The organism is Streptomyces sp. NPDC055189, from assembly GCF_053606765.1.
This window is the reverse complement of the sequence record NZ_JBSGSG010000009.1, coordinates 103,874-129,316: the sequence shown is the minus strand read 5'-3', so window position 1 is coordinate 129,316 and position 25,443 is coordinate 103,874. Positions and strand designations below refer to the sequence as shown.

The 25,443-nt window shown below is 71.1% G+C and carries 22 protein-coding genes; 5 read left to right on the top strand and 17 right to left on the bottom strand.

Annotated features, from left to right (window positions below):
• Window positions 1-126: 126 nt before the first annotated feature.
• The 4 genes from ACWFR3_RS09520 to ACWFR3_RS09505 all read left to right on the top strand — a co-directional run bounded on the left by ACWFR3_RS09520 (window position 127) and on the right by ACWFR3_RS09505 (window position 2,180).
• Window positions 127-456 (top strand): ArsR/SmtB family transcription factor, encoded by a 330-nt coding sequence (locus tag ACWFR3_RS09520; protein WP_344521978.1) that lies wholly within the window; start codon window positions 127-129, stop codon window positions 454-456.
• Window positions 456-695, top strand: coding sequence for a hypothetical protein (locus ACWFR3_RS09515; protein ID WP_453733985.1), 240 nt, complete (start codon window positions 456-458; stop codon window positions 693-695). The genes ACWFR3_RS09520 and ACWFR3_RS09515 overlap by 1 nt, the downstream gene beginning before the upstream one ends.
• Window positions 696-834: 139 nt before the next feature.
• Entirely contained in the window at window positions 835-1,503 is a 669-nt protein-coding gene (locus tag ACWFR3_RS09510; RefSeq protein ID WP_453733984.1) for a potassium channel family protein, read from the top strand.
• Window positions 1,503-2,180: a potassium channel family protein gene (locus ACWFR3_RS09505; RefSeq protein WP_453733983.1), complete on the top strand. Its 678-nt coding sequence runs from the start codon at window positions 1,503-1,505 to the stop codon at window positions 2,178-2,180. The genes ACWFR3_RS09510 and ACWFR3_RS09505 overlap by 1 nt, the downstream gene beginning before the upstream one ends.
• Before the next feature lie 126 nt (window positions 2,181-2,306).
• On the opposite strand, the gene ACWFR3_RS09500 is transcribed toward ACWFR3_RS09505, so the two are convergent.
• The 16 genes from ACWFR3_RS09500 to ACWFR3_RS09425 all read right to left on the bottom strand — a co-directional run bounded on the left by ACWFR3_RS09500 (window position 2,307) and on the right by ACWFR3_RS09425 (window position 23,949).
• Complete coding sequence (locus ACWFR3_RS09500) at window positions 2,307-3,047, bottom strand: DUF3159 domain-containing protein (protein WP_453733982.1); 741 nt, start codon at window positions 3,045-3,047, stop codon at window positions 2,307-2,309.
• A 3-nt stretch (window positions 3,048-3,050) separates the two neighbouring features.
• Window positions 3,051-3,449, bottom strand: coding sequence for an OB-fold nucleic acid binding domain-containing protein (locus tag ACWFR3_RS09495; RefSeq protein ID WP_249587256.1), 399 nt, complete (start codon window positions 3,447-3,449; stop codon window positions 3,051-3,053).
• A gap of 88 nt (window positions 3,450-3,537) precedes the next feature.
• Window positions 3,538-4,254 carry a response regulator gene (locus tag ACWFR3_RS09490; protein WP_453734037.1) on the bottom strand — a complete coding sequence of 239 codons (717 nt, stop codon included), beginning with the start codon at window positions 4,252-4,254 and terminating at the stop codon, window positions 3,538-3,540.
• 62 nt (window positions 4,255-4,316) lie between these two features.
• The gene (locus ACWFR3_RS09485) at window positions 4,317-6,863 is read right to left on the bottom strand and encodes an ATP-binding protein (RefSeq protein WP_453733981.1); all 2,547 of its coding nucleotides are present in this window, start codon (window positions 6,861-6,863) and stop codon (window positions 4,317-4,319) included.
• 165 nt (window positions 6,864-7,028) lie between these two features.
• Window positions 7,029-7,709 (bottom strand): ABC transporter ATP-binding protein, encoded by a 681-nt coding sequence (locus tag ACWFR3_RS09480; RefSeq protein ID WP_453733980.1) that lies wholly within the window; start codon window positions 7,707-7,709, stop codon window positions 7,029-7,031.
• 89 nt (window positions 7,710-7,798) lie between these two features.
• Entirely contained in the window at window positions 7,799-9,037 is a 1,239-nt protein-coding gene (locus ACWFR3_RS09475) for an alginate lyase family protein (protein WP_453733979.1), read from the bottom strand.
• A 162-nt stretch (window positions 9,038-9,199) separates the two neighbouring features.
• Complete coding sequence (locus ACWFR3_RS09470; protein ID WP_453733978.1) at window positions 9,200-10,132, bottom strand: ABC transporter ATP-binding protein; 933 nt, start codon at window positions 10,130-10,132, stop codon at window positions 9,200-9,202.
• Window positions 10,125-12,944: a hypothetical protein gene (locus ACWFR3_RS09465; protein WP_453733977.1), complete on the bottom strand. Its 2,820-nt coding sequence runs from the start codon at window positions 12,942-12,944 to the stop codon at window positions 10,125-10,127. The genes ACWFR3_RS09470 and ACWFR3_RS09465 overlap by 8 nt, the downstream gene beginning before the upstream one ends.
• Window positions 12,945-13,589: 645 nt before the next feature.
• Complete coding sequence (locus ACWFR3_RS09460) at window positions 13,590-16,952, bottom strand: FtsX-like permease family protein (RefSeq protein ID WP_453733976.1); 3,363 nt, start codon at window positions 16,950-16,952, stop codon at window positions 13,590-13,592.
• Window positions 16,953-17,065: 113 nt separating this feature from the next.
• Window positions 17,066-17,752, bottom strand: coding sequence for a potassium-transporting ATPase subunit C (locus ACWFR3_RS09455; protein ID WP_453733975.1), 687 nt, complete (start codon window positions 17,750-17,752; stop codon window positions 17,066-17,068).
• Between the two features lie 24 nt (window positions 17,753-17,776).
• Window positions 17,777-19,945 carry a potassium-transporting ATPase subunit KdpB gene (gene kdpB / locus ACWFR3_RS09450; RefSeq protein ID WP_453733974.1) on the bottom strand — a complete coding sequence of 723 codons (2,169 nt, stop codon included), beginning with the start codon at window positions 19,943-19,945 and terminating at the stop codon, window positions 17,777-17,779.
• The gene (kdpA, locus tag ACWFR3_RS09445; RefSeq protein WP_453733973.1) at window positions 19,942-21,606 is read right to left on the bottom strand and encodes a potassium-transporting ATPase subunit KdpA; all 1,665 of its coding nucleotides are present in this window, start codon (window positions 21,604-21,606) and stop codon (window positions 19,942-19,944) included. Before kdpA ends, kdpB begins: the two co-directional genes overlap by 4 nt.
• 7 nt (window positions 21,607-21,613) lie before the next feature.
• The gene (gene kdpF / locus ACWFR3_RS09440) at window positions 21,614-21,703 is read right to left on the bottom strand and encodes a K(+)-transporting ATPase subunit F (protein ID WP_033264828.1); all 90 of its coding nucleotides are present in this window, start codon (window positions 21,701-21,703) and stop codon (window positions 21,614-21,616) included.
• 335 nt (window positions 21,704-22,038) lie between these two features.
• The gene (locus ACWFR3_RS09435; RefSeq protein ID WP_453733972.1) at window positions 22,039-22,812 is read right to left on the bottom strand and encodes a DUF3710 domain-containing protein; all 774 of its coding nucleotides are present in this window, start codon (window positions 22,810-22,812) and stop codon (window positions 22,039-22,041) included.
• A gap of 1 nt (window position 22,813) precedes the next feature.
• The gene (gene dut / locus ACWFR3_RS09430) at window positions 22,814-23,320 is read right to left on the bottom strand and encodes a dUTP diphosphatase (protein ID WP_453734036.1); all 507 of its coding nucleotides are present in this window, start codon (window positions 23,318-23,320) and stop codon (window positions 22,814-22,816) included.
• A gap of 44 nt (window positions 23,321-23,364) precedes the next feature.
• A complete protein-coding gene (locus tag ACWFR3_RS09425; RefSeq protein WP_365858313.1) occupies window positions 23,365-23,949 on the bottom strand; it encodes a PaaI family thioesterase in 585 nt (194 codons plus the stop codon).
• Window positions 23,950-24,007: 58 nt separating this feature from the next.
• On the opposite strand from ACWFR3_RS09425, the gene ACWFR3_RS09420 reads away from it, so the two are divergent.
• The gene (locus ACWFR3_RS09420) at window positions 24,008-24,454 is read left to right on the top strand and encodes a DUF3093 domain-containing protein (RefSeq protein WP_453733971.1); all 447 of its coding nucleotides are present in this window, start codon (window positions 24,008-24,010) and stop codon (window positions 24,452-24,454) included.
• 46 nt (window positions 24,455-24,500) lie between these two features.
• On the opposite strand, the gene ACWFR3_RS09415 is transcribed toward ACWFR3_RS09420, so the two are convergent.
• Window positions 24,501-25,430 carry a hypothetical protein gene (locus tag ACWFR3_RS09415; protein WP_453733970.1) on the bottom strand — a complete coding sequence of 310 codons (930 nt, stop codon included), beginning with the start codon at window positions 25,428-25,430 and terminating at the stop codon, window positions 24,501-24,503.
• Window positions 25,431-25,443 lie beyond the last annotated feature (13 nt).

The window sequence follows — 25,443 nt, the reverse complement described above, 5'->3', positions numbered from 1 at the left end:
GTGAAGGAGCGAGCCGTCAACTGTCATTCGGGACTGGAAAGGCACCGGATCGGCGTGGATTGACAGTGGATCCCGTCATGCGTAAGTCTTGGCTGACAGGTTTCGGGATCAGCGAAAAGGCGGGCCATGGACAGCGAAGAGCTGCTCGCCTTCCTCTCCGCCGTCGGCCATGCCCAGCGGATCCGGATCATCACCGAGCTCGCCCCGGGGCAGCTGTACGTCAGCGAACTGGCGCGGCGGCTCGGTGTCTCCCGCCCCCTGCTCTACATGCACCTCGAACGTCTGGAGAAGGCCGGTCTCGTCGTCGGCCGCCTGGAACTCTCCGACGACGGCAAGGCGCTCAAGTACTTCGAACTGGCGCCGTTCGACGTGCGCCTGAACGTGGACACGATCCTCGCGGCCGTCCGGCAGGACGCGTCCGACGAGGCCGGACAGCACTCACCTGAGGGGTCTTAATGGACGACGTGATCATTCCGGTCGCCTTCTTCCTGATACTCGCCGGCGCGATCGTGGCCGTCGCCTACTTCCAGTCACAGCGCAACCGCGAGCGCGACCGCCAGTGGGCCGAGGCGATGGAGCAGTACCGCCAGGCCGTCGAGCGCGCCAGGTCGGAGCAGGAGGCGGCGCGGCTTCAGCTGGTCGAGGTCGGCTACCGGCTCAAGTCCGTCGAGGGCCTGCTGCGCAGCGTGGACTGAACAATCCGCGAGTACCGACGACCGGCAGGTGCACGGGGGTGCCCTCCGCGGACCGTGCGTGTGTAGCTTGGGCGTCGGTCTGAGACGCTTTGACCGTTCAACCTGAGCGAAAAGTATTGACACAGCCGGAAGGACGGGCGTGCACATCGTCATCATGGGCTGCGGGAGAGTCGGATCGGCTCTCGCGCAAACCCTGGAACAACAGGGGCACACGGTCGCCGTGATCGACCAGGACCCCACCGCCTTCCGCCGGCTCGGCTCCGGCTTCGGCGGGCGCCGCGTCACCGGCATCGGCTTCGACCAGGACACCCTGCGCGAGTCCGGCATCGAGGAGGCGGGCGCCTTCGCCGCGGTCAGCAGCGGCGACAACTCGAACATCATCGCCGCCCGGGTGGCCCGCGAGATGTTCGGCATCGAGAACGTCGCCGCCCGCATCTACGACCCCCGCCGCGCCGAGGTCTACCAGCGCCTGGGCATCCCCACCGTCGCCACGGTCCGCTGGACCGCCGACCAGATGCTGCGCAGGCTGCTGCCCTCCGGGGCCGAACCGCTGTGGCGCGACCCCACCGGCGGCGTGCAGCTCGCCGAGGTGCACGCCTCCGAGTCCTGGATCGGCCACAAGATCAGTGAGCTCCAGGAGGAGACCGGTGTACGCGTGGCCTTCCTCACCCGGCTGGGCGAGGCGGTCCTGCCGACCTCCCAGACCGTGCTCCAGGAGGGCGACCTGGTGCACGTGATGATGCGCACCGACGAGGTCGAGAAGGTCGAAGCGGCGTTCGCCGAAGGCCCCGAGGAAGGCGGTCACTGATGAGGGTCGCCATTGCCGGAGCGGGCGCGGTGGGACGTTCCATCGCCGGTGAGCTCCTGGAGAACGGGCACGAGATTCTGCTCATCGACAAGGCGCCGACCGCCATCTCGGTCGAGCGCGTCCCGCAGGCGGAGTGGCTGCTCGCCGACGCCTGCGAGATCACCTCGCTCGACGAGGCGGCGCTCCAGCGCTGCAACGTGGTGATCGCCGCGACCGGCGACGACAAGGTCAACCTCGTCGTCTCCCTCCTCGCGAAGACCGAGTACGGCGTTCCCCGTGTCGTCGCCCGCGTCAACAACCCCAAGAACGAATGGCTCTTCAACGAGTCCTGGGGCGTCGATGTCGCGGTCTCGACCCCGCGCCTGATGTCCGCGCTCGTCGAGGAGGCGGTGAGCGTCGGTGATCTCGTACGCCTGCTGCGCTTCAGCCACGGCGACGCCAACCTCGTCGAGCTGACCCTGCCGCCCGAGTCCGCCCTCGCGGGCACGACGGTCGGCGACGTCCAGTGGCCCGAGGACACCTCGCTGGTGACGATCATCCGCGGCACTCGCGTCCTCGCGCCGACCCCGGACGATTCCCTGGAGGCGGGCGACGAACTCCTCTTCGTGGCGGCGCAGGCGCGTGAGGAGCAGCTGGAGGACTTGTTGTCCGTGCGCCGGGAGGACGCGGTGGGCTAGCCGCCCCGGCAGTTACGTGGATGGGGGCCGCGCGGAATTTTCCGGGCGGCCCCCATCTCGTACGCGTGCAGGATCTGACGTCGTCTGCGGGACCGTCGTGGCTGGGCGCGCAGTTCCCCGCGCCCCTTACGGGGCCCTTTGCTCGCGCTCCTTCTCCGCCTGCTCCGCCGCTTCCATCTCGGCGAACACGTCGATCGGCGCGGGTGCCTTGGCCAGGAAGACCCAGGTCAGCCAGACCGCGAGCAGGAACGGCGGGATCTTCAGGGCGATCAGGACCCAGCCGAACTGGGTGGTGTCCGCCCACCAGTAGAGCGGGAAGAGGATCGCGCACTTGGCGAGGAGGATCAGGCCCCAGGCCCAACTGGCCTTCGTGTACGCCTTCTTGCGGCCGGGGTTGCGGGTCCGCCAGGAGAGGTTCTCCTTGAAGACCGGGCCGAGGATCAGGCCGATCAGCGGGACGCCCGCGAGGGCCGTGATGATGTAGGCGAGGGCGAGGCCCAGGGTGTAGAGCATGCCCGGCAGGTAGAAGTCCTTGGCGTTGCCGGTCATCATCGCGAAGACCACACCGAAGGCGACACCGAAGACGCCGCTGAAGGCGTGCTTGACGGTGTCCTTCATGACCAGGCGGACCACCACGAGCACCAGGGACACCGCGAGGGCCGCGATGGCCGACATGTGCAGGTCCTTGTTGATCGTGAAGATGGTCACGAAGAGAAGGCCGGGGGCGACGGTCTCCACCATGCCCCGCACGCCGCCGAAGGCCTCGAAGAGCGCGGCTTCGGTCACGGCCCTGGAATCGGCGGCTTCCTGATCCGTGGATCCCCGGTCCGTGGTTCCGTGGTCCGTCGGCTTGTCGAGGGACGTCACCGGCTACTCCCGTCCGAGGGGTCTGAGTTCGTATTTCGGGTTGAAGAGCACCCGGCGGCCCCGGCTCATCGAGACCCTGCCGGACGCGATCAGTCTGCGCCCCGGCTCGATCCCCACGATGGAGCGCCTTCCGAGCCACACCACGTCCAGTGCCGCGGAACCGTCGAACAGCTCCGCCTCCAGGGCGGGGACACCGGCGCGTGGCCGCAGGGTGACCGTGCGCAAGGTACCAGTAACGGTGACTATCTGGCGGTCGTGGCAGTCCCCGATGCGTGTGCACCCCGCCGTTTCGGCGTCCTCGCGCAGCTCCTCCGACTCCAGGTCCTCCTGGGAGGAGGACAGCCGGTCGAGCATGCGCCGGAAGCGGCCTGCCGGCTTCTCTGAACCAGGAACAGCACTCATACAGGAAGCGTACCGGGGGTCACGGACAGCGCCGCAACGGGTGAGCTCATCTGTGCTTATGCCCGCTCAGCCCGGCCCGACCCTTGACTCAGCGCTCGAACCTGTAACCCATTCCGGGCTCGGTGATGAAGTGCCGCGGATGCGCGGGGTCCGCCTCCAGCTTGCGCCGCAGCTGCGCCATGTAGACGCGCAGGTAGTTCGTCTCCGTACCGTACGAAGGGCCCCAGACCTCCTGGAGCAGCTGCTTCTGGCTGACCAGGCGCCCGGTGTTGCGCACGAGGACTTCGAGCAGATGCCATTCGGTGGGTGTCAGGCGTACGTCGCGTCCGCCTCGGTTGACCTTCTTGGCGGCCAGGTCGACCGTGAAGTCCTCCGTGTCCACCATCACGTCGTCCTCGCCCGCTCCGGCGGGCTCGGCCCTGCGGATGGAGGCGCGAAGGCGGGCGAGCAGTTCGTCCATGCCGAAGGGCTTGGTGACGTAGTCGTCGGCGCCCGCGTCGAGCGCCTCGACCTTCTCGTCCGAGCTGTGCCGCGCGGAGAGCACCAGGATCGGGACGCGCGTCCAGCCGCGCAGGCCCCTGATGACCTCGACGCCGTCCATGTCCGGCAGTCCGAGGTCGAGGACGATCACGTCCGGGTGGCGGGCGGCGGCGAGCTGGAGCGCGGTGGCTCCGTCGGGGGCGGCGTCCACGTCGTACTTGCGTGCCTTCAGGTTGATCACGAGGGCGCGGACGATCTGTGGCTCGTCGTCGACCACGAGCACCCTCGTGGGGGTCCTGGGGTCTCCCCCGGGAGAGTGCGGCATGGGTGCCTGCCTTTCGGGCCTTGGGGTCTTGCCGGTGGTGGCGGTGGTGCCGGTGGTGGCGGTCATGAGGTGGCCTGTGCGGAGAGGTCCGGCAGGACCGGCGGTCCGCCCGCCGCGGCCCGCAGGGTGAGGACCATGGTGAGGCCGCCGCCGGGGGTGTCCTCCGCTTCGAGCGTGCCGCCCATGGACTCGACGAAGCCGCGGGCGACCGCGAGGCCCAGGCCCACGCCCGCACCGCGCGGGGCGTCGCCGTAGCGCTGGAAGGGCTCGAAGATGCGGTCCTTGGCGGCATCGGGGACGCCGGGTCCGCGGTCCACGACGCGCAGTTCGACGCGGTCGCCGAGGGCGCTCGCCGAGACCAGGACCGGTTCGGCGTCGAGGCTGTACTTGACCGCGTTCTCGACGATGTTGGCGACCGCCCTCTCCAGGAGGCCCTTGTCGACGGTGACCATGGGCAGCGTCTCGGGGATGTCGAGGTCGGCGCTGCCGTCGGGGACGCCGCCGAGCGCCATCGGGACGACCTCGTCCAGGTCGATCTCACGGATCAGCGGGGTGACGGTGCCGGTCTGCAGGCGTGACATGTCCAGGAGGTTGCCGACCAGGTGGTCCAGGCGGTCGGCGCCGTCCTCGATGCCTTCGAGGAGCTCGGCCTGGTCCTCCTCGGACCAGGCAACGTCGTCGGAGCGCAGGGACGAGACGGCGGCCTTGATGCCCGCGAGCGGCGTACGCAGGTCATGGCTGACCGCGGCGAGCAGCGCGGTGCGGATACGGTTGCCCTCGGCGAGGGTGCGGGCCTGCTGCGCCTCGTCCTGGAGGCGCCGGCGGTCCAGGACGACGACGGCCTGCGCGGCGAACGCGGCGAGCACCCGGCGGTCCTCGGCGGGCAGGACCCGGCCTGACAGGGCGAGCGCCATGTGGTCGCCGACCGGCATGTCCACGTCCGCGTCCTCGGGGCGCTCCAGGGTGCGGCCTTCGCCGACCCGGCCCGCGCAGGTCCAGGGGGCGACGTCGCTCGCCCGCTCCAGGAGGGCCACGGAGTCCATGCTGAAGGTCTCGCGCACACGTTCGAGCAGGGCGTCCAGGCTGGTCTCGCCGCGCAGCACGCTGCCCGCGAGAAAGGAGAGTATTTCCGACTCCGCACGCAGCCGGGCGGCCTGGTGGGTGCGGCGGGCTGCGAGGTCCACGACGGAGGCCACGGAGATCGCGACGCCCACGAAGACGACGATCGCGACGATGTTCTTGGAGTCCGAGATCGTCCACAGGTGCTGCGGTGGCGCGAAGTAGTAGTTCAGGAGCAGCGAGCCGCACGCGGCCGATGCCAGGGCAGGCAGGAGGCCGCCGAGCAGCGCGGCGGCGACCGTGAGCGTCAGGAACAGGAGCATGTCGTTGGCGAGGCCGAGGTTCGCGTCGACATGGGTCAGGAGCAGGGTGAGGAGCGCCGGGCCGCCGACGCCGACCAGCCAGCCCCAGATGGACCGGGAGCGCCCGAGCCGTGCCCCGCGCGCCACGGGCAGGCCGCGCCCCTTGGCCACCTCGTCGTGCGTGACGATGTGGACGTCCAGGTCGGGGCCCGATTCGCGGGCGACCGTCGCGCCCACACCGGGTCCGAAGATGTACTGCCAGGTCTTGCGGCGCGAGGAGCCGAGGACGATCTGGGTGGCGTTGACGCCGCGGGAGAAGTCGAGCAGCGCCGCGGGTATGTCGTCGCCGATGACGTGGTGGAAGGAGCCGCCCAGGTCCTCCACCAAGGTGCGCTGGACGGCGAGCTCCTTGGGGGATGCCGCGGTCAGGCCGTCGCTGCGGGCGATGTAGACGGCCAGGATCTCGCTGCCGGAGCCCTTGGCGGCCATCCGGGACGCGCGGCGGATCAGCGTGCGTCCCTCGGGGCCGCCGGTGAGGCCGACGGCGATGCGTTCGCGGGCCTGCCAGGTGGAGCGGATGCCGTGCTCGCCGCGGTACTGCTGGAGGTATTCGTCGACCCGGTCGGCCACCCAGAGCAGCGCGAGCTCGCGCAGGGCGGTGAGGTTGCCGGGCCGGAAGTAGTTGGACAGGGCCGCGTCGACCCGGTCGGGCTTGTAGATGTTGCCGTGCGCCATGCGGCGGCGCAGCGCCTGGGGCGACATGTCGACCAGCTCTATCTGGTCCGCGCGCCGCACCACCTCGTCCGGCACGGTCTCGCGCTGCCGGACGCCGGTGATCGACTCGACGACGTCGCCGAGCGACTCCAGGTGCTGGATGTTCACGGTCGAGACGACGTCGATGCCCGCGGCGAGGAGTTCCTCGACGTCCTGCCAGCGCTTGGCGTTGCGGGAGCCGGGGACATTGGTATGCGCCAGTTCGTCCACGAGGGCGACGACGGGGGCCCGCTCCAGGACGGCGTCCACGTCCATCTCGGTGAACAGGGTGCCGCGGTAGTCGAGGTCCTTGCGGGACACCTGCTCCAGGCCGTGCAGCATCACTTCGGTGCGGGGCCTGTCGTGGTGCTCCACGAAGGCTACGACGCAGTCGGTACCGCGCTCGATGCGGCGGTGCGCCTCGGACAGCATCGCGTACGTCTTGCCGACGCCCGGCGCCGAGCCGAGGTATATCCGAAGCTTGCCGCGTGCCATGGCCCCATTGTCTTCCCGAATCCGCTCTGTACGCAGCGTCGACTTTACGGCCAACAATTCCCGCAAACCGGACGAAGGTGCGGCCGGGGCCGCTCTTTGACACAACCCTGATGTCGGTCTCCCGCCCCCCGGCCACCCGGTGCCCAGAGGCCCGGTACCCGGAGGTCAGTGCTCGACGATCTCGCCGTCGCTCAGTTCCAGGACCCGGTCGGCGAGGTCGAGCAGCGCCGCGTCGTGCGTGGCGACCAGGGCGGTGACGCCTTCGCCGCGCACGACGGCCCGCAGCAGCTCCATCACCGCGAGCCCGGTTTCGGCGTCCAGCTGTCCGGTGGGCTCGTCCGCGATGAGCAGGGAGGGCTTGTTGGCGAGCGCGCGGGCGATCGCCACACGCTGCTGCTGTCCTCCGGAGAGCTCGCCCGGCCGCTGCTCGGCGTGGTCGGCGAGTCCGACGAGGGCGAGAAGCAGCGCGACGCGCTCCTCACGCGCGCGGGGGTCGGTCTTGCGGAGCCGCAGGGGCACGCCGACGTTCTCGGCGGCGGTGAGGATCGGGATGAGTCCGAAGGACTGGAAGATGAAGCCGACGTGGTCGCGGCGCAGCTCAAGGAGGCCGTTCTCGCCGAGGCCCGCGAGTTCTCGCCCTTCGACGGTGACCTTGCCCGCGTCGGGGGTGTCGAGTCCGCCGACGAGGTTGAGCAGGGTGGTCTTGCCGGACCCCGACCGCCCCTTCAGGGCGACGAGCTCTCCGCGCGGGACGGTGAAGGAGACACCGCGCAGGGCGTGCACGGCGGACGCGCCGCTGCCGTACGTCCGGTGCAGGTCCTCGACGACGACCGCGCTCTCGGCCATGTGCACTCCCCCGTGCTCGCTCCCCCGTACGGCCTTGTGGGGCCGGGCGCCAGTATGGTCACCGTACGCCCGGCCCAACAAGGCTCGGATCAGCTCGGGTTGTCCGCGTGGGTCAGGGTCTCCCAGGCGACGAACAGGTTGTTGGAGCCTGCCGGACGGCCCCGTTCGGTGAGCTTCTGGGTGTTGCTCATGGCGTTGCCGAGGCGGCCGTGCAGTGCGTTGTAGCCGACCTCGGTGACGGGCCCGAGGCCCCGGTGTATCGAACCGCCGCATAGCGAGCTCGGCGGGGCCTCGCCCAGCTCGTACTTGGCCTGGAAGCCCAGGCCCTGGCGCAGCCGCTCGCCGACGTCCGTCTTGTAGAGGTCGTCGCCCTGGATGCGGCTGGTCTCGGCCACGTGGGAGATCGCGGAGAGTCCGTATCCGGTGTGGGTGAAGTCGCGGCACGTCTCCTGGGTGAGCCCGGTGGTGAAGGTGCCCTGTCCCTGCCAGTACTTGACGATCTTCGCGCGGGTGTCGAGGTTCTGGCTCGGCACGGTCTTGGGCAGGTCGCCGTCGGAGGCGAGATAGACGTACGCGGCGGTGCGCGTACGGAACTTCGCCATCGCCTTGTCGTACGAGCCCTTGTCCTCGATGAAGACGGAGATGCCGATGGCGGCCTCCATCATCGACAGCTCCCAGTTGCCGTTGGAGTTGGAGCCGTTGATGATCTCGGGCAGGTAGACGTTGCGCAGCATCGTCGCGAAGCGGCCCGAGTTGCCCCAGCTGCCGGTGTAGGTGTGCTTGATGATCTCGGCGGCCCTGGGCCAGGAAGAGCCCGCCCAGCCGGTCTGCAGCGGGGCGTTGCTGTTGGTGTGGTCCTTGATGGTGGCGGACCAGGCGTCCATCAGCTCGATGGACTTCTTGGCGTAGCGCTCGTCACGGGTGATGTACCAGGCGAGGGCCGTGGTGTACGCGGCTATCGCGTCCTCGCGCTCGTCGGTGCAGCCGTAGTTGGGGTCCGAGTAAGAGCCGCATTCGACGACCGCGCGGGGCTTGGGCGTGCGCGACAGGGAGGCGTACTTGCTCCCCATCATCTGGTCGTAGGCGCCCTTCCAGGGCTGGGCGCCCGCGTTGACCTTCTCCCTGGTGAAGTCCAGCTGGCCGCGCGAGACGGTGACTCCGGGGTGCGCGAAGGTGCTCGGCGCGGCCGCCGGCGCCGCGTCGGCGCGCTCGGCGCCCGGCCAGGCGAGGAGGGCGGCGACCAGGGCGGTCACCACGGTGGCGAGGGTCGCGAGGACTGTGGTGCGGGGTCTGCGGTGGTGGCGCACGGGTGTGGGGGTGTCAGCCATGCGAAGGGCCATCCATTCTCGTAAGTTCTCGTATGTGAACTTCAAGTGCCTTTCTGAACAAGCGTGTTGGCCCGAGACCATAAGTACGGACCAGGCTTCCGTCAAGGCGTGAAGTTAGAGGTCTTCTACACGTTCCTCCGCACGCGAAGTCAGAGCTCCTGCTCAGGGGCCGGGGCGGGGCCCGGGCGTGGCGGAATCCGGCCCTTCGCCCCAGACGCCGATGTGGTCCGGCTCCTCCGTGAGGCGCACGCGTCCGCGCAGCCCGTAGCGCTCCACGTAGTCGCGCGGCAGCTGCATCCGTCCAGCCCGGTCCAGAACCGTGAACTCCTCGCCCGCGCAGCCCTGTTCGCGCAACGTCTCCGTGGACGTACGGCCGTCCCTGATGCGCACCGTGCGACGGACCTGTCCGGAGACGAGCGGGTCGTGCGTGACTACCAGGACGGTCGCGCCGAGCTCCTCGTTGGCCCGGCGCAGGGCGGCGAACACCTCCTCGCCGCTCGCCGTGTCCAGCTCCCCGGTGGGCTCGTCGGCGAGCAGCACGCGCGGGGCATTGGCGGAGGCGACCGCCACGGCGACGCGCTGCTGCTCGCCGCCGGACAGCTCCGCGGGACGCCGGTCGCGGCAGTACGCGACGCCGAGCACGTCGAGCAGTTCGGCGGCCCGCGCCGCGCGCTCACGGCGGGGCACGCGCGCGTACTTCATCGGCAGCGCGACGTTCTCCAGGGCGGTGAGGTACGGCAGCAGGTTGCGCCCGGTCTGCTGCCACACGAAGCCGACCGTGCCCCTGCGGTAGCCGAGGCGTTCGCGGCGCCCCATGGAGAGCAGATCGTGTCCGGCGACCTCGGCCCGGCCCGCCGTCGGCAGGTCGAGCCCCGAGAGGATCGACAGGAGGGTGGACTTGCCGGACCCGGACGCGCCCACGAGGGCCACGCACTCCCCCTCCCCGACCACCAGATCGAGCCCCTGGAGGGCCTGCACCTCCACCTTGTCGGTGCGATAGACGCGTACGAGGTTGTCGCACACGACAAGTCCCTCGTCACCGGCGGGGCGGCGCGCGGCGTTCGCGCGGGCCTCCAGATCGGCCAGCTCAGTCATCGTTCCTCCCCAGTCGCAGCACTGCTCCAAGGCCCCGGCGCCGCCCAAGCCAGGTCTCCACTCCCACCGCGACGGCCACCAGGGCCACGGTTCCGGCGGCCAGGGCAGCGGTGAACAGCGCGTCGGTCCGCAGGGCGGGCGCGGAGGGCCCGCCGGTGAACTCCCGCAGGTCGAGCGCGGGTCCGAGCAGCCCCGGCAGAGTCAGGCCGAGCGCGACGCCGCCGGCCACGGCCGCGAGCACCAGCGGAAGCAGCTGGAGCAGATGCAGCCCGGCGGTGGCGCGGTCGCCGAGTCCCAGCGTGCGAAGGCGGGCGGTGGTGGTTCCGCGCGCGGGGGCGGACAGCAGGAGTTCGAGCACGAGGGCGAGCAGCGCGAGGAGTACGGCCAGGGCCGTACAGGCGGTGTGCGCGGCGGTCAGGGCCGCGGTCAGCCCGTCCTCGTCGGCCTCGGCCTGCTCCTCGGCGCGGATCCGCAGCTCTCCGGTGGCGTTGCCCGGCGCGGTGCGCGGGACCACGGAGCGCAGTTCGGCGGTGTCCAGGTGCGGCCCGTAGAGCAGCAGGGCGGACTCCTCGAACTCCCCCGCGTCGAAACCCCCGAGGTCGCGGTTGTCGGCCAGCAGGAGGTGCTCTCTGCCCTGCGTGGCGGCGCGTACGGGACCCAGCGCGGGGTCGCGCCGCACCGCTTCGGGAAGAGCGCCGACGACACGCAGGCGACGCTCCTTGCCGTGGACGGTGATGGTGAGCAGATCCCCTGCGTGGGCTGCGTCGGCGAGTACGCGAATGTCCTGACGGGTGCTGCCGGCGCCCTGGCGGAGGGCTTTGCTCCGGCCCTCGCCCTGACCGGTGGCCTTGTCCCGCCCCTGGCCGGTGGCGTTGCTTCCGCCCTGGCCGATGGCCTCGCGCCCTCCCGCATCCTTGCCCGGAGCCCTGCTCGCGTCCAGACCCGCAGCCTCGCGCCCCACCTCAACCTTGGCCTGCCCCTCCTGCCCCTCCTGGCCCTCCTGGCCCTCCTTGTCGGCAGCCCCGCTCCCGCCCTCGCCCTCGCCCGTGCTCGTGGCCTCGCCTCGGCCCCCGCTGAGTCCGGCGTCCCGCAGCGCGCGGGCCGCTGCCGAACTGCCCGCCGCGGTCCGCAGTTTCGTGCCGTCGATGCCCACCAGGCTCGCGACCCCGTACCGCCCTCCGTCCGTGCCGCTCACCGGGTCGACCCGCATCTGCCGCACCGCCACCGTTTCCCGCACTCCACGCGCGCGTGCCAGGCGCCCAGCGGTGTCGGGGTCGCGTTCCGCTCCCAGGAAGGAGGCGTCGGCGCCCACCCGCCACGCGACGGCATCCCGGCGCCCCTCCGTGAGCGTGCCGGCGACCAGGCCGCCGAACACGGCGCCGGCCAGTGTCACCACCAGGACGAGCAGCGCGAGCGCCCTGGCGGGAGCCTCCTTGGCCGCGCGGGAGAGCGCGATCAGGGCCACGGCTCCGCGTCCCCGGCCGGCCCAACGGGCGGCGAGACGTACCGGCAAGGGGTAGACGCGGACCAGAATCACGACCGTGGCGAGCCCGAGCAGTACGGGCACGGCGGCGAGCAGGGGATCACCGCCCGAACCTCCCCCGGTCCCACGGGCCCGCAGCGCGAAGACGCTCGCGAGGGCGACCACGACCACCCCCGCCTCGGCGACGACCCGGCGCCCGCCCGCTCTGCTCCTGTCCCGCAGAAGTGCCCGGTCCCGTACGGCCCACCAGGTCAGCAGCGGCAGTACCAGCCACACGCCCACGGCGACGAGCAGCCCACGCCCGTACGCGGATGAAGACCCCGGCAGCAGCGAGGCGGCCACACAGCCGCCGCCGAACCCAAGGATTACGGCCGGAGCGGTCTCCGCGGCGCGCCCCAGGGCAATCCCCGTGGCCGACGCTCCACGCGCGCGTTGCAGCCGATGGACGTCGAGCCTGCGGCGTACGGACAGCAGCGCACCGACCACCACGGCGGCGAACCCGACCGCCGCCACCGAGGCGAGCGCGAAGGAGATCACGACGCTGCCCTGCCGCCACTGCCGCTGGAACTCCTCCAGGGCGTCCGGCAGTTCGGTGGCGCTCTCCGCCTCCGTGGCCGGATGCGTGCCCAGGGTGCACGGCATGCTCTGGGCCACCATGCCCAGGTCACACGTGACGCTCCGCACGGACTCCGGATACTGGAGCATGAGGCGCTCGAAGTCGCGCTGCCCCTGATCGCCGACGAAGCGTGCGGCATCGTCGCCGGGGGCGAGGCGCATGTTCCAGATCACCGTGAGCTCGGTGTTCGCCTGGCTCTGCAGTACTTCGACGCCGCGTGGTGCGAGGAGTGCGCCCGCGTACCGGACCGGCGCGTCCGTGCCGGCGCGCTGCTCCCGTTCGCTGCGCGCGAGCAGGGGCTGCTCGCTCCAGAGCCGCCGGTCGCTGTCGGCCGCGTAGAACCCGACCACCCGGGCCGGTGCGTCCACGTTCTCCAACGCGCCGGGGCCGAGCCGGAGTTCCTGCCCGAGCCGCAGCTTCATCGCGTCACGCGTACGGGTGGAGACGGCGATCTCCACTACGCGTCCCCGCGCGGCGGGGGGCCGCCCTGCCGCGTACGCGGAACGGGGTGGGGCGTCGGAGGCGTACACCAGGGACAGCGTGGTGTCGTCACCGGTCCGTACGCCGGGCAGCGCGATCCGGGTCGAATCGCGCACCAGGTCTCCGCGCAGGGTCTTCGGCGCGGCATTCTCGATGACGGTGGAGAGTCGCCGGAGATCGGCCCCGAGGTCGCTCTCCACTCCGTCCCTCTCCACCTCCGGTCCGAACCGCACGCGGTGCGTGATTCCGGGTGCGGGGCGCTGCGCTTGCTCCAGCCGGGTCCCCAAGGCGTCCCCGGCGGCTCTCTCGAGCGCCGCCGATCCGCCCATGGTCACGGCTCCGAGTACGAGCACAAACACAGCGAGGCACCCCCGGAGCCCCCACTCCCCCCACCTCACGAGTCACCCCCGTCCATGCCACTCCCCCCGCATCCACCGCTGCACGAACAAGCCCCTCCACTCCGCCCGTTCACCCCGCATCCACCCCTGAACGAACAAGCATTTCCCGCCCACCCACCCGATTGCCCCGCAGCAACAGGGCGGTGAGGTGGATGGGAGCCCCCCATCCACTCGCACCCGGCAGCGCTCGCGAGGGGGTGTGCCGGTATTTCCGCCCGGAGCACGGTTCGCGACACTCCCCCGCCGAAGCAAGCAAGCGCCCACAGGCGGATGGCGAGGACGGACATACCGGCGCGGCCCCGCACCCACAGACGGACCGCCCCCGCACCGCACCCGCACCCGCCCTCGCACCCGCACCCGCACCCGCACCCGCACCCGCCCAGCACCCACCAGCGGTAGCGAGGACGGACATGCCAACACCCACCCGCACCCGCAAACGCCCCAACCCCACCCCCGCACCAGGCCCAGGGGCCAGCCCCCTCATACGTCCTCCCCCGCCCGCAAAACCCGCCCCAGATCCACCCGCCCCAAAACCCGCGCCACCCCGCTCACCACCCCGCAGATCACCAACGTCACCCCGCCCGCCGCCAGGCAGACCCGCACCCAGGGGACCTCCGTGAGCAGACCGGGGAAGACCGGGGCACCGGCCGCGTCCACCGTCACGACCGGCATGATCACCGCCGCGAGGCCCGCCCCGAGTGCCGTGCCCAGGAGTGCCGCCGCGCCCGCCAGGGCCAGCTGTTCCGTCCACAAGTACGCGGCGAGTTGGCCCCGCCGTACCCCCAGCGCCCGCAGCAGCGCGAACTCCCGCTCCCTCGCCCGCGCCGAAAGCACCGTATGCAGGGTGAAGGCGATGACGGCGAAGGCAGGGGCGAGTGCGAGGCAGAGCCAGAGGCCCGCCCGTGCTCCGCGCCGCAGGGGATCCTCGCCGAGCTGCACGCGCGCGTGGGGCACATCCACGGCCGTCCCGAGCCGGGGCCGGTCCCGCACCGCCTGCCACGCGGCGGAGGCATCGCCCCGGCCCTCCTCCACTCCCACCCCCGCCCACCACACACTCTCCGCCCCCGGCAACGCCCCGCTCAGCACCAACTGGGCAGCCATCGCCCGCGAGTCGGCGAGCAGCCGGGGCCGGTCGCGCGCGACGCCCGGTACCGCCTCGATCCGCCCGACGATCTTCAGCCGCGCACTGCCGCCCGTGCTGCGCCGCACGGTCACGACGTCCCCGACCCGTACTGCCCCGGACTCGAGGAGCGCGCGATCGGCGAGAGCGGGCGCCGCGGGCCGCCCCTTGGCACTGTCCGTGCCGAGCCGGACGCTCCATGTCGGGTACTTGAGCCGCGTGTCGGGCCCCCGCAGCACCGCGTCGAGCAGCACCCCGGCTCCGGGGCGGTCCTCGCAGAGCACAGGCCCCGGCGACTCCCCCACCGCCCCGCGCGGCGGCTCGGCACCGGGGCACCCCGCCCCGTAGCGGTCCGGCGCGTCCTCGCGCAGGTCGCGCCACTCGGCCTCCTCGGTGAGCCCCGGCACCCGGTCGACACGGAGCCGGTAGGTACGCCGCACCGTCTCGCCCACCATGCTCAGGTCGATCTGCAGGATCCGCAGACCACCACGCACGCCCTCACCACGCACGCCCTCACCACCCGCGCCCTCACCACCCCCGCCCCCACCACGCACCGGCACCTTCAGCGGCACCACCCGATCGCCGCCTTCCTCAAGAAGCACGGCACTTGAGTGGACGAGCCCGTCCTCGTCCTCGAAGAAGACGGTCATCCGGACCGGCACGACCCCGCGACCCGGACCATCCACCGAGAGCCGCACCCGAAGCGGAAGCTCACCCGACCCACGCTCCTGCTCCTGCCCCTGCCCCTGCCCCTGCCCCTCAACAGGAAGCCCGTGCCTGGCCACCCCCTCCCCCAGCGGCGCGACAAGCTCCCGCACCGGCCGCTCCGCCAGATCCCCCCGCAGCGAAGGCACCGGACCCCGCCCGGTGTTGATCCCGGTGACGGACACCGCGTCCTGCCCGATATAGCCCTCCGTGGTCACCACAGGAGTAACGGCGTCGACGCCCGGCAGCGCGCCGTACGTCGCCCGCCGCTCCCCGGACGGCACGCTCTCCCCCGGTTCGATCCGCAAGTCCGCACCCACCGCGAACGCGGCCTGATCCCGGTCCCCCCGGTCGAGAATGGCAAGGGCGGTGCTGCTCAACGCCGCCACGGCCAGGGCAAGCGTCACGACCAGGGCGGGCCCGGCGTGCCGGGCCGCGCGCCGCCCGATCTGCCACCCGCCGAGCGGCAGCACGAGCCCTTTGCCCCGCCGGGCAAGCGGCTCGATGGCCCGCGTCAGGAAGGGCAGCAGCCGCAGCACGAGCAGCGCGGCCGCGGTGGTCATCACCACGGGCGCGAACACGAGCACCGGGTCGACGCCGTCACCGGTCACCGGCGACCGGTACTGCCTCAGCTGGAGCCACCCGAGGACAGCCACCGCCGCCAGCGCCACGTCGGCCCCCACCCGCTGCGTCCCCGCGAACCTCCCCGCCCGCAGGCGAAGGCGGCTCACCGCCCGCCGGTCCCGCACCACCCGCACGGTGGGCAACAGCACCGCGCACCCGTGCACCGCGACGGCGAAGGCGGAGGCCACCCACACGGCACCGATCCCGGCCGCGTCCGGCACCCCGCCGTGCAGCAGCCCCGCCCCTTCGAGCAGCCTCAGCAGCGGCCCGGCGAGGAACGGCGCGGCGACCCCCACCGGAAGGGCGATCACCGCCCACTGCACCCCGGTGGACACCACAAGCCGTCGCGTCCCCGCGCCCCGCGCGGCAAGCAACGCCAACTCCGGGCGCCGGTGTTCGGCGAGCTGACGCCCGGTGAGCACCAGGGCGGCGACCGCGAGGGCGGCGAGCAGCGTGGCGGGGACGTAGAGCCCGGCACGGGCCACGGCGATGGGTGTGGTGAGCCGGTCGAGCGCCCTGCGAAGCCCCGCCGATACGGTCAGGTCGGCGTCCGGCCCCCTGCCCCGCAGCACCGAGAGCGCGGAATCGCTGCCGCCGAATTTCCCGGCCCTCTCCGACAACGGCCCGATGTCGCCGAGCCGCAGCCCCCGCGCGTCGGGCACTCCGATCCACAGGGCGCCCGCGTCCTTCGCGAGCCCGGGCCGTGCCGTGAACGCGTCGCGCGCCGTGAGCGCGATGGAGTCGGCGGTGCCGAACGTACTGCTCAGCCCTGCCCACACTGCGGGAGCGTGCCCCTCGGTCGTATAGAGCCCGACGACCTCCATCCGCACCGCACGCCCACCGGCGCCGCGCACGACCACATCGTCACCGGTCCGCACCGCGAGCTCGGCGGCAAACGCCCTGGTCAGCACGGCCTCCACGGGATCATCCACCGCACCGGCCGCACCGGTACCCGCACCTCCCCCCGGCCACCGCCCCGCCACGAGCCCCGCGTGCGATCGCGCTCCTTCCATCGCGACCACGGACACGGTGGCGTCCTCGCGGCGGCGGCCCCCGGCCTCGGTCACGGTGAGCTCGTCGTTGCGCGCCGCGGGTGCCCGCAGGGCGAGGCGTGTGCGGTGGGGTACGTCGCCGTAGGTGCGGTCGACCGCGGCCCGCACGTCACCGTCCAAGCGCCGCACGTTGTCGGCGCCGTAGCGCCCCGCGACCTCGACGGCGGCTTCCCTGTCCGCGGTGAGCCGCTGCCTTACCCCGCCCTCGACGGCGTTCTCGGTCAGCGCGACAAGAGCGGCGAGCACGGTCGCCGCCAGCAGGACGGCAAGACCGGCGGCCCCGAGCACCATCCCGTGATGCCGGCCGCTCCGCACCACGGCGGGCATGCGCCGTCCACTCACCGCACCGGTCTCCCCCCGAGTGACCGGCACAGTATGGACGTACGCGATCGTGGCCCGCAATGCTCCGGTCACAAGACCGAAGCACCGCGAGTCACAAGGGATTTGAGGAAGCGTCAGCTCTTGTCGGCGTCGGCCACAAGCCCCTTCAACGCGATGTTGAGCTGCAGGACGTTGACCCGGGGCTCACCCATGAAGCCGAGGATCCGCCCGTCGACGTGCTCGTCGACCAGCTTCTCGACCTTGTTCACGGCGAGGCCGTTCTTCTCGGCCACCCGGTGGGCCTGGAGCTCCGCGTACCGCGGAGAGATGTGCGGGTCCAGGCCCGAGCCGGACGAGGTGACGGCCTCGGCCGGCACGTCCGACGGCTTGACCTCGAAGTCGGCCGTGGAGTTGTCCTTGACCGCGGCGGCCTTGGCCGCCTTGACGTTCGCGATCAGGTCCTTGTTGTCGCCGGAGAGGTTCGTCGCGCCGGAGAGGATCAGGTCGTACTGCGTGTTCACCCCCGCGTCCTGGTTGGAGCCCAGGCCGTTGGACGGGCGCGGCTGGAACCACTTCAGATCCGGTTCCGCGGTGTCCTGGCCCTTCTTCAGCGGCAGGTCGTAGCGCTGCCCGATCAGCTCGGAGCCGACGACCTTGCCGTCCGACCTGACCTCGGAGCCGTTGGCCTTGCCGTTGAGCAGACCCTGGGCGATACCGGTGACGGCCAGCGGATAGATGACACCGCAGATGACGGTGAGGATGAGCAGGGCACGCAGCCCGGCCCCCAGCAACCGGGCGGTGCTTCCCAGTGAGTTGTTCATGATGATCAGCACGCTTTCGGGGAGCTAAAGACCGGGGATGAGGGAGATGATCAGGTCGATGATCTTGATGCCGATGAACGGCGCGACGAGCCCGCCGAGCCCGTAGATCCCGAGGTTGCGCCGCAGCATCCGGTCCGCGCTCATCGGCCGGTATCGCACGCCCTTCAGGGCCAGCGGCACCAGGGCGACGATGATCAGCGCGTTGAAGATGACGGCCGACAGGATCGCCGACTCCGGGGACGACAGGTTCATGATGTTGAGCTTGTCGAGTCCCGGATAGACCACGGCGAACATGGCGGGGATGATCGCGAAGTACTTCGCCACATCGTTGGCGATCGAGAAGGTCGTCAACGCGCCCCGGGTGATCAGGAGTTGCTTGCCGATCTCGACGATCTCGATGAGCTTGGTGGGGTTGGAGTCCAGGTCCACCATGTTCCCGGCCTCCTTGGCGGCCGAGGTACCGGTGTTCATGGCCACGCCCACGTCCGCCTGGGCAAGGGCGGGCGCGTCGTTCGTGCCGTCGCCGGTCATCGCGACCAGCTTGCCGCCGGCCTGCTCGCGCTTGATCAGGGCCATCTTGTCCTCGGGCGTGGCCTCGGCGAGGAAGTCGTCCACGCCCGCCTCGTCCGCGATCGCCTTGGCGGTCAGCGGATTGTCACCCGTGATCATGACGGTCTTGATGCCCATCCGGCGCAGCTCGTCGAACCGCTCCCGCATGCCCTCCTTGACGACGTCCTTCAGGTGGATGACGCCCAGGACACGCGCCCCCTTCTCGTCCTGCGCCGCGACCAGGAGCGGTGTACCGCCGGCCTGCGAGATGGCGTCGGCCAGGGCCTGCGCGTCGTCGGAGACGGTGCCGCCGTTCCCGGTGACCCAGGCGACGACCGAACCGGTCGCGCCCTTGCGGACCTTGCGCCCGCCCCCGCCCGCGCCCGCGCCCGCGACGAGGTCGACGCCCGACATCCGCGTCTGGGCGGTGAAGGCGACCCACTCGGCGCCCTCGAGCTCACCCTGGTGGCGCTCGCGGAGCCCGTACTTCTCCTTCGCCAGTACGACGATGGAGCGGCCCTCTGGCGTCTCGTCGGCCAGCGACGAGAGCTGGGCGGCGTCCGCGAGTTCGGCCTCGGTCGTCCCGCGCACCGGCGCGAACTCGGCGGCCTGCCGGTTGCCGAGCGTGATGGTGCCCGTCTTGTCGAGCAGCAGCGTGGAGACGTCACCGGCCGCCTCGACGGCCCGTCCGGACATGGCAAGGACGTTGCGCTGGACCAGGCGGTCCATGCCCGCGATGCCGATCGCGGAGAGCAGGGCGCCGATCGTGGTCGGGATCAGGCAGACCAGGAGCGCGGCGAGCACGATCATGGACTGCTCGGCACCGGCGTACACGGCGAACGGCTGGAGCGTGACGACCGCGAGCAGGAAGACGATGGTGAGGGACGCGAGCAGGATGTTGAGCGCGATCTCATTGGGCGTCTTCTGCCGGGCCGCGCCCTCGACCAGGTTGATCATGCGGTCGATGAACGTCTCGCCGGGCTTCGTCGTGATCTTGATGACGACGCGGTCGGAGAGGACCTTCGTGCCGCCGGTGACGGCGGAGCGGTCACCGCCCGACTCCCGGATGACCGGGGCCGATTCACCGGTGATCGCCGACTCGTCGACGGAGGCCACGCCCTCGACGACGTCGCCGTCGCCGGGGATCACGTCGCCCGCCTCGCAGACGACCAGGTCGCCGATGCGCAGCTCGGTGCCCGGCACCTGCTCCTCGGCCGTGCCGTTCAGGCGGCGCGCGACCGTGTCTGTCTTGGCCTTGCGCAGGGTGTCCGCCTGCGCCTTGCCGCGCCCCTCGGCCACCGCCTCCGCCAGGTTGGCGAAGATCGTGGTCAGCCAGAGCCAGACCGCGATCGCCCAGCCGAACCAGTCGCCAGGGTCCTTGACCGCGAGGACGGTGGTGATCACCGAGCCGACGAGCACCACGAACATGACGGGAGACTTGACCATCACCCGCGGATCGAGCTTCCGCACGGCGTCCGGGAAGGACTTCAGGAGCTGCTGGGGGTCGAACAGGCCCCCGCCGACGCGGTCGGCGTCCTTGTGCCCGCCGGGCACGTCCTGGTGCGGAGCCTGGCCGGGAGTACGGGTGGGAGTGGCGGTGGACATGGAGCCGGGCTCCTCTGGCTTCTTTATGTCGGTGGTCATGACGCGAGCCCTTCGGCCAGCGGCCCCAGTGCGAGCGCGGGGAAGTAGGTCAGACCGGTGATGATCATGATGGCGCCGACCAGCAACCCGGTGAACAGCGGCTTCTCGGTGCGCAGCGTGCCCGCTGTCGCAGGAACCGGCTTCTGCTCGGCGAGCGAACCCGCGAGGGCCAGGACGAACACCATCGGCAGGAAGCGGCCGAGGAGCATCGCGAGACCGATCGTGGTGTTGAACCAGTTCGTGTCCGCGCTCAGCCCCGCGAAGGCCGAACCGTTGTTGTTGGCGCCCGAGGTGTAGGCGTAGAGGATCTCGGAGAAGCCGTGCGCACCGGAGTTGAGCATCGAGTCCTTGGGCGTGGGCAGCGCCATCGACACCGTGGTGAAGCCGAGCACCAGGGCGGGCGTGATGAGGATGTAGCAGGCCGCCAGCTTGATCTCGCGGGTGCCGATCTTCTTGCCGAGGTACTCCGGCGTACGGCCCACCATGAGTCCCGCGATGAACACCGCGATGATCGCCATGATCAGCATGCCGTAGAGGCCCGATCCCGTGCCACCGGGCGCGATCTCCCCCAGCTGCATGCCGAGGAGGTCGAGGCCGCCGCCGAACCCGGTGTTGGAGGAGTGGAAGGAGTTGACCGCGCCCGTGGAGGTCAGCGTCGTGGCGACCGAGAAGATCGCCGAGCCGCCGATCCCGAACCGCGTCTCCTTGCCCTCCATCGCCCCGCCCGCGATGTCGAAGGCGGGCGCCCCGTGGTGGAACTCCGTCCACATCATCAGCGCGGTGAACCCGACCCAGATGGTGACCATCGTGGCGAGAATCGCGTACCCCTGCTTCAGGGAGCCGACCATCCGCCCGAAGGTCCGCGTGATCGCGAAGGGAATCAGCAGGATGAGGAAGACCTCGAAGAGGTTGGAGAAGCCGTTGGGGTTCTCCAAGGGGTGGGCGGAGTTGGCGTTGAAGTAGCCGCCTCCGTTGGTGCCCAGCTCCTTGATGACCTCCTGCGAGGCCACCGCCCCGCCGTTCCACTCCTGGCTGCCGCCCATGAACTGGCCGACCCCGTGGATGCCGGAGAAGTTCTGGATCGCCCCGCAGGCCACCAGGACGATCGCGCCGATCACGGAGATGGGGATCAGGACGCGGACGGTGCCGCGCACCAGGTCCGACCAGAAGTTCCCGAGCTCACCCGTGCGGGAGCGGGCGAAGCCGCGTACCAGTGCGACCGCGACGGCGATGCCCACGGCCGCGGAGACGAAGTTCTGCACCGCGAGGCCGCCGGTCTGCACGACGTGGCCCATGGCCTGCTCGCCGTAGTACGACTGCCAGTTGGTGTTCGCCACGAAGGACGCGGCGGTGTTGAACGCCTGGTCCGGATCGATGGCCTTGAAGCCGAGGGAGCCGGGCAGCGAACCCTGGAGCCGCTGCAGCAGGTACAGGAACAGCATGCTCACGGCGGAGAAGGCGAGGACCCCGCGCAGGTAGGCGGGCCAGCGCATCTCGGTGTTCGGGTCGGCGCCGATGCCCTTGTAGATCCACTTCTCGACCCGCAGATGCTTGTCGGAGGAGTAGACCCCGGCCATGTAGTCGCCCAGCGGGCGGTATGCCAGGGCCAGCGCCGCCATCAGCGCAAGGAACTGGAGCACACCAGCAAGAACAGGACTCATGTCGTACTCAGAACCTCTCCGGGAACACGAGAGCGAGGACGAGATAGCCCAGCAGGGCGACGGCCACTACGAGACCGACGATGTTCTCGGCAGTCACAGCTTCGCCACCCCCTTGGCGATGAACGCCACCAGCGCGAATACCGCGAGCGTGGTGACGACGAAGGCCACGTCGGCCATCGTGTGCTCCTAGATGAGAGGCGATTGATCTGACGTCTTGAGGAAACCCCCTCCGTGGCCGGATTCGACCGCCGTTGACGGCTCCCTTACGTCCCTTGGCGCCCCATTGACGACTTTCTTACGTCTGCCGCCGCCCTACCGCTCTCACCTGCGAAAACGCCGATGGGCCGCACTCCCGTCAGGGAATGCGGCCCATCGGCCTTGCTGCTGCCCGTGACCGGGGCGCACGCGGGCGCCCGGACACGTCCGGTTCGTCTAGCGGACCTCGGTGATCTCCGGACCCCGCTGGAGCTGGCCCATGCCGCCCGCGAAGCGCGAGCCCTCCTGCTGCTCCTGCTGGACGGCGCCCTCGGCGACCATCTGGGCGTCGTCCGGAAGCTTCAGGACGATCGGGTCGCGGGGGGCCATCGGGCCCTCGCCGCGCACGATGACGGTGTCCCGGAAGATCTGTTCGAGGAGTCCCGCGGCCTGCGGCTGCACCGCGCCCTGGCCGGAGATGACACCGCGCAGGAACCACCGCGGACCGTCGACGCCGATGAAGCGCACGACCTGCACGCCACCCGTGCCGTCCGGCAGCTGCACCGGAACCTGCGCGCGCAGCTCCCAGCCGAGGGGGCCCTCGACCTCGTCGATGACACCGCCCTGCTGGGTGATGCCCGAGGCGATCTCCTCGCGGACCTCGCCCCAGATGCCCTGCTTCTTGGGGGCGGCGAAGCCCTGCAGCTGGATGGCGCTGTCCTGGAGCACGACGGTCGCGGCGACGATCGCGTCTCCCGCGACCTCCACCCGCAGCTCCATGCCTTCGACACCCGGTACGAAGAGGCCGCCCAGGTCCACCCGGCCCTCGCCGGGTTCCCGGACCTCCGAGTCATCCCAGGGTCCGTCGGGGCGGGGCTCGGGCTCGAGCCTCACGCGTGACGGCGCCGCGGCCGTGTCGTCACTGTCAGCACCGTCAGGGGCCCCGACGACCTGCTCGGCCTCGCCCGCCGCGTCCTCGGCGGCACTGTCCTTCTTGCGACGTCCGAACACGTCACTGTCCTTCCCGGTCAGATACGACCGATGCGTATCGATTCCCACCCGTTTGTTCATCCGAGCCTGCGCCCACGGCGGCATGGCCACCGGTGGACCCGAAGCCCCCCTCGGCCCGCGCCGAGCCGGGAAGCTCCGCCACCTCGCGGAAGCGCACCTTCTCGACCTGCTGGACGACCAGTTGAGCAATCCGGTCGAAGCGCTCGAACCGCACGCCCTCGCGCGGATCGAGATTCACCACGATCACCTTGATCTCTCCACGGTACCCGGCATCCACCGTCCCCGGGGCATTCACCAGGGCGACACCGCAGCGTGCGGCGAGCCCGGATCGCGGGTGCACGAAGGCCGCGTACCCCTCCGGGAGCGCGATAGACACTCCGGTGGGCAGCACCGCCCGCTCACCGGGAGCGAGTTCGCACGCTTCGGTGGTCCGCAGGTCCGCGCCGGCGTCGCCGGGCTGCGCGTACGACGGCAGCGGCACCTCGGGGTCGACGCGGCGGATCTGCACGTCGAGCTCGGGGCGGGGTACTGCGGCCAGGGTGGACACAGGGGTCACGGGTTCACCTCGAAGGCACGTGCGCGGCGGGTCTGGTCCGGGTCGTCCATGGCGGCCCGGATCTCCTCCGGGCGGCCGTTCTCGATGAAGTGGTCGACCTTGACCTCGATGAAGAGGGCCTCGGCACGGACGGCGACGGGCCCGTCGGGGCCCCCGATCCGCCCGGTGGCCCGCGAATAGATCTTCCGCCCGGCGACTGCGGTCACCTCGGCGTCCAGGAAGAGCACGGTGCCCAGCGGCACGGGCCGGACGAAGTCGGTCTCGAGCCGACCGGTCACGGCGATCACCCGCAGCAGCCAGTTCAGCGAGCCGAGCGTCTCGTCGAGCGCCGTGGCGAGCACTCCGCCGTGGGCGAGGCCCGGCGCGCCCTGGTGGGCCTCCCGGACGGTGAACTCGGCGGTGACGCCCACGTCTTCGCCGGCCCGCGTCGCGAGGTGCAGCCCGTGGGCCTGCCCCTCGCCGCAGCCGAAACAGTGCTCGTAGTGGGCTCCGATGAGCTCGCCGGGGGCGGGCGCGTCGGGGTGGCGGACGGGCGCTATTGCGTCGGCCGGGGGCGTCAGAGCTGCTGAAGTACCACTCACAGCCGCAGACCTTACCCGCGAGTCCGACCTCTCAGCTCATCGTGCCAAGCTTGCTGGCATGCAGCCTTACGAAGAACGCCTGACGGCGCCCCGCTCCTGGTGGCTTGTCTCGCTCCTGGTCGGCATCGCGATGGCGCTGATCATGCTCCCCTTCGGCACCCTGCCGCTGCTCGGCGGCCTGGTCGCCGGGACGGCGGTCGCCGCGGTCGTCACCAGTTCGTACGGCTCCCCGCGGATCCGCGTGGTGGCGGACTCGCTCGTCGTGGGTGACGCGAAGATCCCGGTCGCCGCGCTGGGCGAGGCCGAGGTCCTGGACGCGGAAGGGGCGCGCGCCTGGCGCGGCCCGAAGGCCGATCCGCGCGCCTTCATGCTGCTGCGCGCCTACATCCCCACGGCGCTGCGCGTGGAGATCACGGACCCGCAGGACCCGACTCCGTACGTGTACGTGTCGACGCGGCACCCCGAGGCGCTCGCGGCGGCTCTCACGGCGGTACGGGCCTCGTAGCAGACCCTCTGCCTCGTAGAAGACCCTCTGCAGGGGGGCTGCGGCGTCAGGCGCCCAGCTCCTCGGGCGGGTTTCCGGGGCGCGAAGGGTCCAGGGGCTGCACGGGCTGCTCAAGGGGCGGCAGCTCGATGAGGGCGCCCCAGGGCACCCGGGACCTCCGCAGGTCCGCACGGACCCGCTCAGCCAGCTTCTTGGTGTCCCGGCGGTTCATCACCGCCCCGACCGCGGCGCCGACCATGAAGGGCATCAGGTTCGGGAGGTTCCGCACCATGCGTTTCATGATCTGCTGGCGCAGCTCGCGCTTCATCTGGCCGCCGAGCGCCGCGTTGATCGATGCGGGCTTGACCACGTCGATGCCGCGCTCCTCGGTCCACGCCGTGAGGTAGGCGGTGCTGCGCTCCTTGAGATTGCCCGGCGGACGGCGGCCGTAGACCTCGTGGAGTTCGGCGATCAGCTTCAGCTCGATCGCCGCGACGCCGGTGATCTCGGCGGCCAGCTCCGCGGGCATCGCGGGCGGCACGGGCAGCATCACCGCGGCGCCGATTCCGGCTCCGACCGTCGAGGTCGCGTTGGCCGCGCCGGAGATGAGTTTGTCCGCGAGCTGCTCGGGGTCCAGGCCCGGGAACTGCTTGCGGAGGGTGTCCAGGTCGCGGACCGGGATCCGCGGGGCCATTTCGATGATCCGGTCGGCGAGATAGCCGATGCCGGCTCTGGCGGCGCGTCCGCTCGCGCGCACGCCCGCCCTGACTCCGTCCGTGACGGCGGCAACGCGGCCTCTGGACCCGGGGGTCCCTGACGCCTTGTCGACCGCCGTCGCGTCGTCTGCCGCCTCCAGGGCGTTCGCTGGTCCGAGCGGAGCTTTTCCGTTGGGGGAAGAGCCCCGCTCGTCGTCACGCACGCCCTCGGGGGCGACGTTCTCTTGGTCCGCTCCACGCTTGCGGAAGCGGCGCTTCCTAGGCGGGGTCGAGCCTGTCACGGCCGACCCTGCC